At 63.2% G+C, this 9529-nt stretch carries 9 protein-coding genes; 3 read left to right on the top strand and 6 right to left on the bottom strand.

Features of this window, described 5'->3' with window-relative positions; genetic code table 11:
• Positions 1–50 precede the first annotated feature (50 nt).
• A complete protein-coding gene (locus K3179_RS06180) occupies positions 51–461 on the top strand; it encodes a hypothetical protein (protein ID WP_247712807.1) in 411 nt (136 codons plus the stop codon).
• Positions 458–1009 (top strand): DUF924 family protein, encoded by a 552-nt coding sequence (locus K3179_RS06185; protein ID WP_221562947.1) that lies wholly within the window; start codon positions 458–460, stop codon positions 1007–1009. The genes K3179_RS06180 and K3179_RS06185 overlap by 4 nt, the downstream gene beginning before the upstream one ends.
• On the opposite strand, the gene K3179_RS06190 is transcribed toward K3179_RS06185, so the two are convergent.
• The 6 genes from K3179_RS06190 to K3179_RS06215 form a co-directional block, all read right to left on the bottom strand.
• Positions 999–1646 (bottom strand): endonuclease III domain-containing protein, encoded by a 648-nt coding sequence (locus tag K3179_RS06190; RefSeq protein ID WP_221562948.1) that lies wholly within the window; start codon positions 1644–1646, stop codon positions 999–1001. The two genes, K3179_RS06185 and K3179_RS06190, sit on opposite strands and share 11 nt — an antisense overlap.
• 6 nt (positions 1647–1652) lie before the next feature.
• A complete protein-coding gene (locus K3179_RS06195) occupies positions 1653–2366 on the bottom strand; it encodes an endonuclease III domain-containing protein (protein WP_221562949.1) in 714 nt (237 codons plus the stop codon).
• A 1-nt stretch (position 2367) separates the two neighbouring features.
• Positions 2368–3942, bottom strand: coding sequence for a glutamine-hydrolyzing GMP synthase (guaA, locus tag K3179_RS06200; protein ID WP_221562950.1), 1575 nt, complete (start codon positions 3940–3942; stop codon positions 2368–2370).
• Between the two features lie 69 nt (positions 3943–4011).
• Positions 4012–4347, bottom strand: coding sequence for a hypothetical protein (locus K3179_RS06205; RefSeq protein ID WP_221562951.1), 336 nt, complete (start codon positions 4345–4347; stop codon positions 4012–4014).
• A gap of 85 nt (positions 4348–4432) precedes the next feature.
• The gene (locus tag K3179_RS06210; protein ID WP_221562952.1) at positions 4433–6472 is read right to left on the bottom strand and encodes a toll/interleukin-1 receptor domain-containing protein; all 2040 of its coding nucleotides are present in this window, start codon (positions 6470–6472) and stop codon (positions 4433–4435) included.
• 493 nt (positions 6473–6965) lie between these two features.
• Positions 6966–8522, bottom strand: coding sequence for a class I adenylate-forming enzyme family protein (locus K3179_RS06215; protein WP_221562953.1), 1557 nt, complete (start codon positions 8520–8522; stop codon positions 6966–6968).
• Between the two features lie 349 nt (positions 8523–8871).
• Here K3179_RS06215 and K3179_RS06220 point away from each other — a divergent pair, with 349 nt between their 5' ends.
• Positions 8872–9372, top strand: a complete 501-nt coding sequence (locus K3179_RS06220; RefSeq protein ID WP_221562954.1) for an energy transducer TonB — start codon at positions 8872–8874, stop codon at positions 9370–9372.
• The last annotated feature ends 157 nt before the right edge of the window (positions 9373–9529 follow it).

The following is a 9529-nucleotide window of genomic DNA, read 5'->3' on the forward strand; positions in this document are numbered from 1 at the left end:
GCGGTTCAGGCGTATTGTGTTACATAGTCCCAAGCATCAGGAGACTCGCCATGATCAAGCGCCTTGCACTTGCCACCGCCGCCCTCGGCCTGCTGGCCGCACCCGCCGTCCAGGCGGATGACCACAAGGATATGACCAAGGGCGAGGCGAAGCTCGCCAGGATTCTCGAAGGCCGCGTAGCCGGCGAACCAGAAAGCTGCATCACGACCATCGGTTCGCGCTCCATGCAGCGCATCGACGACACGGCGCTGGTCTACAGGTCCGGCAAGACGATCTGGGTGAACTACACCAAGACACCCGAATCCATCGATGACGGCGATTACCTTGTGATCCGCAAGTTCAGCGGCTCGCAGCTCTGCCGCACCGACCAGATCACCACGCGCGACCGCGCCTCCAACATGTTTAGCGGCGTCATCTTCCTCGACGACTTCATTCCCTATCGCCTGCCCGAAGAAGGGTGAGCGACAGCAATGAAGACTGGGTTCGCGCACTCCTGCGCACCTGGTTCGAGGAGCTCGACAGCTCAGATTGGTACGCATCCTCTCCCGAAGTCGATGCGATGCTGCGCGACCGCTTCAGCGATGATCTCGAGCGCGAAGGCGTAAAGCCCGCTGCCAGCTTCCTTGGCGAACTCGATACGGCGCGCGCGGCAATCCTCCTGTCCGACCAGATCCCGCGCAACATCCATCGCGATACGGCAAAGGCTTTCGCATGGGACCCCTTGGCGCGAAAATTGACGCACGGCGTGCTGGAGCGCGGCTGGCTTGCCGGCTTGGAGACTGCACAAAAGCAATTCATCCTGATGCCGCTGATGCACAGCGAGGAGATTGCCGACCAGGATATGTCCGTAGAACTGTTTGCCGAGCATGTGCCCGACGCCCTCGATTTCGCCGTATCGCACCGGAAAATGATCGCGCGCTTCGGGCGCTTCCCGCACCGGAACGACGTATTGGGCAGGGAAACCACGCCGGAAGAACAGGCAGCGATCGACGCCGGGTTCAGCTGGTAGCTGCGTAGAATTCGCACAGGTGCGAGACGGGGCAGCGCGGGCACTTGGGTGCGCGGGCGGTGCAGACACGCTTACCGAACTGGATCAGCCAGAAATGACCGTCTGCCATGGCCCATTCGGGGCTGCGCTCCTCCAGCTGGGCCGCGGTCTTGTCTGCCGTTTTCGCCTCGGTCAGTCCGATGCGATTGCAGACCCGATGGACATGGGTGTCGACGGCGATCACGTCCTTCCCGAAGGTAAAGCTCAACACGATGTCCGCACATTTGCGGCCGATTCCCGGCAGCGAGAGCAGCCCCTCCCGCGTATCGGGAACTACGCCGCCGTGGTCCTCCAGCAGGCTGTGACAGAAGGCGCGGATATTGCGCGTCTTCATATTGTAGAGCCCGCAAGGTTTGATCGCGGCGGCGATTTGCTCGTCGTCCAGCGCGAGCATTTCCTGCGGCGTTGTCGCAAGCGCGAATAGCTGGCGCGCAGCCCTGGCCGTATTGCGATCGAGCGATTGCGCGGAAAGCATGCAGGAGATGCAGGACCGAAAGGCGTCCGGCTGGCCCTTGGGGCCCTTCGCGCCCGGCGTGCGCCCCGGCATCTCGCTCGCAAGGATGCGATAGACTTCCTCGACTTGGCGCTCGTCCAGCATGGACCTTCAGCGATTGCCGACGCGCTCGGTTCCGGTCTTGCACAGCGAGAGGGCCAGGCAAGTAGCGCAATCGGGCGAGGCGGGGCGGCAACATGTCTGGCCGAGTTTCTTCATGAGCAGGTGATGCTCGTCGAACTCGCTGCCGCCCCACTCAGGCGGCATGACCGGCATGATCGCATCGAACGCGCGGTCGGTCGTGGCTTTGGGCGGCACCAGCCCCATCCGCTGGAGAATACGCGTGTGGTGGCTGTCCAGCACGATGGCGCGGCGGTCCAGCGTACTTGCATTCATGACTCCCGCCGCGATCTTGCGTCCGATACCCGGTAATTGCTCCAGCCAGCGCATCGCCTCACCTGTCTCCAGCCCTGCGAGGTGCGACAGGTCGACCGCGCCGCGCAGTTCGATGAGCGCGGTCAGGCTGCCCTTCAGCCGCTCGGCAGCGATATTGGGATAGGTCTGCGTCGCCAGTTCGGCCTGCAATTCTTCAAGCGGAGCAGCCGCTACGCTTTCCCATGAGCCATAGCGTTTGAGCAGCCGGTCGGTCGCCGCGTTGGAAACTTCGGACTTCGTTCGCGCCCCGATCACGCCCTGGACGAGAACCCATTCGGGCTCGCGCCATTCGGCCGCCGCGCGTTCTATCCTGCCGAAGCGCTGGACCAGCAGGTCCTGCAAGCGGCGCAGGGTTTGCGTACGCGGGTCGGGACCTAAATCGAGCTCCAACTCACTCCCACTCGATCGTGCCCGGCGGCTTCGAGGTGTAGTCGTAGACCACGCGGTTGATGCCCTGCACCTCGTTGACAATGCGCGTCGCGCAGCCGGTAAGGAAGGCCGCGTCGAAGGGATAGACGTCGGCGGTCATGCCGTCGGTCGATGTTACTGCGCGCAGGCCGCAGACGCTGTCATAGGTGCGATAGTCGCCCATCACGCCCACGGTCTTGACCGGCAGCAGCACGGCGAAGGCCTGCCAGATCGCGTCGTAGAGGCCCGCCTTGCGGATTTCGTCGAGATAGATCGCGTCCGCCTTGCGCAGGATGTCGCAGCGTTCCTTGGTGACCTCGCCCGGGATGCGGATCGCAAGACCCGGTCCGGGGAAGGGATGGCGGCCGACGAACATGTCGGGCAAGCCCAGCTCGCGGCCAAGTTCGCGCACCTCGTCCTTGAACAGTTCGCGCAGCGGCTCGACCAGCTTCATGTTCATGCGTTCGGGCAGGCCGCCGACATTGTGGTGGCTCTTGATCGTGACCGAAGGCCCGCCGGTGAAGCTGACGCTTTCGATGACGTCGGGATAGAGCGTGCCTTGCGCGAGGAAATCGGCGCCGCCCACGTTCTTCGCTTCGGCTTCGAACACGTCGATGAACGTCTTGCCGATGAACTTGCGCTTGGCTTCCGGGTCGGTGACCCCGGCGAGGCCATCCATGAACATCTCTTCGGCGTCCACGACGACGAGCGGGATGTTGTAATGATCGCGGAACATGGTCTCGACCTGCTCGCGCTCGTTGAGGCGCAAGAGGCCGTGGTCGACGAAGACGCAAGTTAGCTGGTCGCCGATCGCCTCGTGGATGAGGATCGCCGCGACCGAACTGTCGACGCCGCCCGACAGACCGCAGATAACCTTGCCGTCGCCCACCTGCTCGCGGATTTCGCGGACCTTGGTCTCGCGATAGGCGGCCATGGTCCAGTCGCCTGCAAGCCCGCAGACATGACGTACGAAATTGGCGATCAGCTTGCCGCCATCGGGCGTGTGGACCACTTCGGGATGGAACTGGGTGCCGTAGAATTTGCGCTTTTCGTCCGCGATGACCGCAAAAGGCGCGCCATCGGAAATGGCAACGATTTCGAAGCCGGGGGCAAACTTGGTCACCTTGTCGCCGTGGCTCATCCATACCTGGTGGCGCTCGCCCTCTTTCCAGAGGCCGTCGAACAAAGCGCACTCCTTGGTGACGGTCAGGAAGGCGCGGCCGAATTCGCCGCCTTCGCCGGTTTCATGGCCCGGGCGCACTTCGCCGCCGAGCTGGTGGCTCATGACCTGCTGGCCATAGCAGATGCCGAGGATCGGGATGCCCGCCTCGAACAGCATTTCGGGCGCGCGCGGGCTGCCATCTTCGGGCACCCCGGCGGGTGAACCCGACAGGATGATGCCCTTGGGCTTGAGGCGATGGAACGCCTCTTCGGCCTGCGTGAAAGGCGCGATCTCGGAATAGACACCCGCTTCGCGCACGCGGCGTGCAATGAGCTGGGTAACCTGGCTGCCGAAATCGACGATGAGGATGGAATCGGGAAGGTGTGCGTCGTCCATGCGCCAAGCGGTTAGGCAGGACACGCGCGCAAGTCCAGCGCGCGCCTCCTGCCCCTGCCCGAAAGCGGTTTACCGGTCGACGATCTTGGGGTCGATGTCGAGCTCGTCGCCATCGTTGCTCTGCACGTGAACCGTGTACTTGTGCTTCGGGTGGTCTTTCTTGTCCTTGCCGGAATCGGTGACGGTCAGGACCGTGCCACCGCCGTCATGCGGGGTCCATGTGAAGTTGTCATCGTTCTTGATGGTGATCGGCGGATCCTTGTAGGTCCAGCTCTTGCTGCCGTTGGAAACCAGGGTCATGACGACCTGGTTGTTATCGTCGGGCGTAACCTCGTCGGCGCTGTAGCTCTTGTTCTTCTTGTCATCAATCGTGATCGTGACAGCTCCTACTGCGGTAGTCGTCATCTTGCTTCTCCTTCAGCTGGCCCGGACTGTCCGGGGCCTTTGTCGCGATCCGAAGGGCTGGAAGAGCTTTGGGCCGGGTCCCTTCCTAACGGCTCAAGGCGTTGTCGATGGGCGGGTCGACGCCCAGTTCGGCTAGCCTGTTGCGCAGCGTCCGGGCGCGCTGCCGCTCGCCCAGCCGCTCTGCCGCCACAGCCTGAAACGCGATCTTTCGCGTGTTGACGACCTCGGGCGTGACCGCCCCGATGGAAAGCGCCTTGCGATAGGCGTCGCGCGCTTCGTTCGTCCGGTTCATCCGGTCGAGCGCGAGGCCTTCGACCACATGGCTGCCGACGATAAGGGCCGGACTGTCGGGATCCTCCCGCTTGAGTGCCCTGCGCCACGAGCGTGCCCTCGTCCGCAAGGCATCGGCAGGATCCGACATGCGGTCGCTGAACGCCCTGAAGAGCGCAAGCCGCACCGGGTCTTCGACGCTCCATTCGTAATTGTCCGGGTCCGCGCGTTTCAACGAGGCGGTATGCTCTTCGAGCCGTCCGAACAGGCGCGTTGCTTCGGTTCTGTCCTCTTCCAGCCACGCCATCAACGCACGGTCACGCAGGCTGCCCCTGGCCAGTTCCTTGGCGAAGGTGTTTTGCGGATCGGCGGCTATCTGTTCTTCCGCAAGCGCGATGGACCTGTCCAGCATCTCCCGCGCGCCTGCATGATCGCCCCGGTCGAACAGCATGCTTCCCATCGCGGCGGCGGCATAGGCTTCGGCGTAGATAATATCGACGTTGCCGGGGTCGGCCCGGCGCAAGGGTGCATAGATCGCGAGCTCCCTTCGCCTGACATCGATAGCATCCTCGATCCGTCCCAGGTCCCTGAGCGTCGTCGAGACCCAAGAGTGCGACTCCCCCAATTCGACCTGGCGGGCGACCGGGCGCCCTTCCTTTGCGGAGACGGTGTCGACCAGGTCGAGGCTGCGCTGGAAATAGCCCAATGCGCTGGCAAGCTTGCCTTCCTCGAAATCCATGGTCCCTAGATTGCTGAGCGAATAGGCCTCTTCCATCTGCCATTCGAGATTGTCGCGATCGCGGGCGGCCAGTTCGTGGGAGATGTCGGAATAGCCTTCTAGGGCCTCGCGCGCTTCCTTCATGCGGCCGTGTTGCCAGGCGATGTAGCCGACCCAGAACAGGCTCTGGCCGTGGTTGTACATGCGTTCGGGGTCGTCGGGCTTGCGCGCGAGTAGCGCCTCGGTCGTTCGCGCGGCCTGCTGGAAGGCGGGCAGCGCCCCGGCATTGTCCCCGCGCACATTCTGGACCTCCGCCACAAGCATGGTGGCGCGGGCGCGGCGGCCCAGTTCGCTGTCGGAAAGGTCCTCCAGTTTCTGGCGGGCATAGTAGTCCATCGCGCGCTTGCCGACGCCGTCGAGCACCTCCAGTCGCCCGACCGGCTCCAGCTGCTTGCGCAGGTCGGTCAGCATGTATTCGATCAGCCCGTCCGCCTCGGCACGCTGTTCGCGCGCCTCGTTGCGCTGGTCGATCGCGTAGAGGGCAAGGCCGGAAGTGCCGACCATCCCTACAAGCGAGGCGGCGGCGACCATTGCGAGCCTCTTTTGGCGGCGTGCAGCATCGCGCTGGACCAGCGTGTCGAGATCGAGATGCGTCAGCCCGGCAATCAGCTTGAGCTTGGCGAGCTTTCGCCCATCGCCCTCGGGCCGGATATCGGCAGCGATGGGCTCGGATGCAGAATCGGTCGGCTCGCCGTCTTCATAGTGAACGAGCAGGGGAGCGGGGAAATTGTCGGGCGGTTCGCCCTCGACGATGACGGGGAAAATTCCGCGGTCGCCGTTCAGCCGCTTGTAGAGATCGATCTCGCGGGCAATCCAGGGCGACTGCGCGGCGCTGGGCGAACACAGGACGATCAGGGCATCGCTGGCCCGGATCGCCTGTTCGATCGCTTCGCCGAGATTGTCGGCCGCAGGCAGTTCGTCGCGATCCTTGAAGATCGGCTGGAGGCTGCGCGCGCCCTTCGATCCCCGTTCCTGGTTCGGTAGCCTATATGTCTCTAGGGCATGGTGGAGCCAGTTCGCAACCTGCATGTCGCGGTGCGAATAGCTGATGAATGCCTTGTAACGACGTTCGGCCAAGTTTGCCCTCCGGACGCGACCCCGGATACGACTCGGCAACCCCCAATTTTTTCAAGAGGTTGGATTAAAATTGCGTAGTTTGCAATCTGATCCGGGCCGGATCGCCTGTTTATGTTGCGCAAAACGCAACAAGTCCTGACCTTTTCTCACTTTCGTTCGCGACTCCGCAATATTATTACAGCCCTCACAGCCGGGAACGGAACAGTCTCCCAAGTCCTTCCGACCGGCACAGAGATGGCGTCAGGCTCTCCCCTAAAGGTCCTGTCGTCGCCTTCCTCGCGCGGAACCGCTGGCCCTTGTGGCCCATGCGTACTCCTAGCGCTAAGCCCTTCCGGCGCGAGGCGATATGGCAGCGAGTAGAGACGCGGCCGCCCACACCTCCTCTCCCCCTCCCCCCAAGTGTCGGCGCCGCGTCTCGAACGCGGCGGCCGCACATTCTTCGCATCACCGGTCGGCGCCGCGTCTCGAACGCGGCGACGGGCGTTATCGGGCGTTAGTCAGGAGCGCCGTACTGTGCGGCAAGGTCGCGCAAATCGGTCTTCAGGAGCTTGCCGATGTGGCTGCGCGGCATTTCGCCGATCGCATGCAGCCGGGCCAGTCGCTGGGTCTTGCCCAGGCGGCTGTTTACCGCGTCCCTGATCGCATCAGGCTCGCGCGCGCCCTTTGCCAATTGCACGAAGCCGACCGGGGTTTCGCCCCATTTGCGCGAAGGCATTCCGATGACCGCCGCTTCGACGACGTCGGCTTCTTTCAAGAGTTCGTTTTCCAGGTCGACCGGATAGATGTTGAAACCGCCGGAAATGATCATGTCCTTGGCGCGGCCCACCAGTTCCACGAACCCGTCCGCATCGACGCGTCCGATATCGCCCATGCGCTGCCAGGCTTCCCCGGTTTCGGGATCGGTCCAGTACCCCTCGCGCGTCTGGTCGGGCCGGTTCTTGTAGCCGCTCATCATGGTGCGGCTGCGACCGATCAGGTTCCCGGGCGTGCCCGGGGGAACCTCGCGATCCTCGTCGTCCAGCACTTTCAGTTCGCTGCCCGGCGCCGGGCGACCCACGGTGTGCAGCTTGTCGGGAAACTTGTGCGCTTCGAGCAGGCAGACGACGCCGCCTTCGGTCATCGAGTAAATCTCGATCAGCGCCCCCGGCATCCGCGCCAGCACCGCACGCTTCAACTCCGCAGAAAAAGGAGCCGAGGTGCAATACTTCAGCAGCAGAGGCGAAAGATCGAACTCGTCGAAGCGCGGCTCGTCCATGAGTCTCTGGTACTGGACCGGTACCAGCATCGTGATCGTGGTCTGGTCCTTTGCTGCATGGGTTAGCCAGCCGAGTGTATCGAACTTGCCCATGATCCTGACAGTGCCACCGGCCAGCAGTGCGGGCAGGAAAGCGACCATCGTCGTGTTGGAATAAAGCGGGGTGGAGGCAAGTGTGCGGACCGGGATGCCCGCTTCAAGCCAGCTTGCAGCGGTGGCGGCAAACTGGCGCCAGCGCATCTGGTGCGAATGGACGATGCCTTTCGGCGTGCCGGTCGTGCCGGAAGAATAGATGATGTTGAACGGGTCTGCGGGTTCGGGCGCTGATAAGGCCGCCTTGGCTCCCAAAGGTGCCATCCAGTCTTCGAGGCCTTCGTCGAGAACCACGATATCGAGCCCTGCGAAACGCTCTTCTCCTACTTCCTCCAGCTTGGCCCTGGTGACAAACAGGTGCCGGGCGCCGCTGTCCTTCGCCATCGCCTCCAGCTGGTCCGCACTGGCGCTGGTCGTGAGGGGAGCCGCCACCCCTCCTGCCCGCACGGCTGCAAGGAAAACCAGCGCGTAGGGGATCGACGAGATGCCAAGGATGGCGACCGACTGGCCTTGCTCCAGGCCGTCATCGAGAAGACGTGCCGCAATGCGCTCTATCCGTTCGACCATGGCCGACCAGGTGAGCGATCCCCTGTCGTCGAGCAGCGCCGGTACGTCCGGTTGTAGCTCTGCCCAACGGGCCAGGACCTGCGTAAAATTGCCGAAAGGCTCGGATAGTGTGGCTGCTGCCGCGGTGTCTCCCATGCCGGTTTGATAGCGCACGCAATGGTTCTGTCCAGCGCACCAATCCGTCAGCCGAGTCGCGAACCCGATCGGCTGCTATCGTTTCGCCCGAACGAAGTTTTCGAGAACCTTGCCGACACAGCGATGCGGGCGCGGGATGCAAACGATCAATTTGCACTGTCCTGCGTCAAAAACCTGTCGTGAAATTTTGAAACCGGGCGCGACAGGAGTATCGTGGCGCCGATCCGGGGAGTTCCGCAGACCTTCTCGGATCGGATCGACCATAGACCGTCATCGCAACAACACACAGTCGCACATCGTGTGATACTCTCTGCGGCCGATCATCCCGTCTTATGAAAGGATGATCACCATGACTAAATTTACAATAGCTCTATTCGCCACCGCGGCAGCGGCAACCATGCTTGCCGTGCCGCTTTCCTCACAGGAAATCGTCGTTTCCGCACGCAGCGACCAGGCCTTCGTGGAAGAGGTTTCCAAGGACCTGGATACCCAGCTGCGCCGGATGCAGATGGACCATCGCTGGACCCCCAGCGGCATCGTGAAGGTGCGCTTCCAAGCCGGCCCCGACGGGCGTCCGGTGGAAATGGAGACTTATGAATCTTCCGGGAGCAAGCGCCTCGATAGGAGGGTCCAGGACGCAGTGGGCCGCATCGATTCGCTTCTGCCACTTCCTGCAAGTGCAGGGCCTGACCCGATAATCCAGGCGAACGTCATCGTCGCTGCGGGTCGCAAGTCCCGCGAGTCTCTCGAACGCGAGCTTGCCGAATCGGAAGCACGCCGCCTCGCCTCGCAGGATCCGGAGGAGCGCGCGGTGCTGGCCCTGAACATGGCGCCGTCACCCAGTTCCTGACCCTCCCCCAGGGCAGGAGCCGGCTCGGCGTCGAGGCGGTATCTGTCTGCGGGGTGCCGCCTCGCGTCGGGTCTGCCACATGGAAAGGGCCTCGCATGGAGCGGGGCCCTTTCTCGTATCTCGATTCAAAAATTGCGCGTCCGGATTCGGACCGTGC

This window comes from Qipengyuania intermedia (assembly GCF_019711615.1).
Classification (GTDB): Bacteria; Pseudomonadota; Alphaproteobacteria; order Sphingomonadales; family Sphingomonadaceae; genus Qipengyuania; species Qipengyuania intermedia.

Coding starts and splice junctions, on each gene's coding strand:
- K3179_RS06180 (WP_247712807.1), top strand. CDS start 51: ATGATCAAGCGCCTTGCACTTGCCACCGCCGCCCTCGGCCTGCTGGCC.
- K3179_RS06190 (WP_221562948.1), bottom strand. CDS start 1,646: ATGCTGGACGAGCGCCAAGTCGAGGAAGTCTATCGCATCCTTGCGAGC.
- guaA (WP_221562950.1), bottom strand. CDS start 3,942: ATGGACGACGCACACCTTCCCGATTCCATCCTCATCGTCGATTTCGGC.
- K3179_RS06205 (WP_221562951.1), bottom strand. CDS start 4,347: ATGACGACTACCGCAGTAGGAGCTGTCACGATCACGATTGATGACAAG.
- K3179_RS06215 (WP_221562953.1), bottom strand. CDS start 8,522: ATGGGAGACACCGCGGCAGCAGCCACACTATCCGAGCCTTTCGGCAAT.
- K3179_RS06220 (WP_221562954.1), top strand. CDS start 8,872: ATGACTAAATTTACAATAGCTCTATTCGCCACCGCGGCAGCGGCAACC.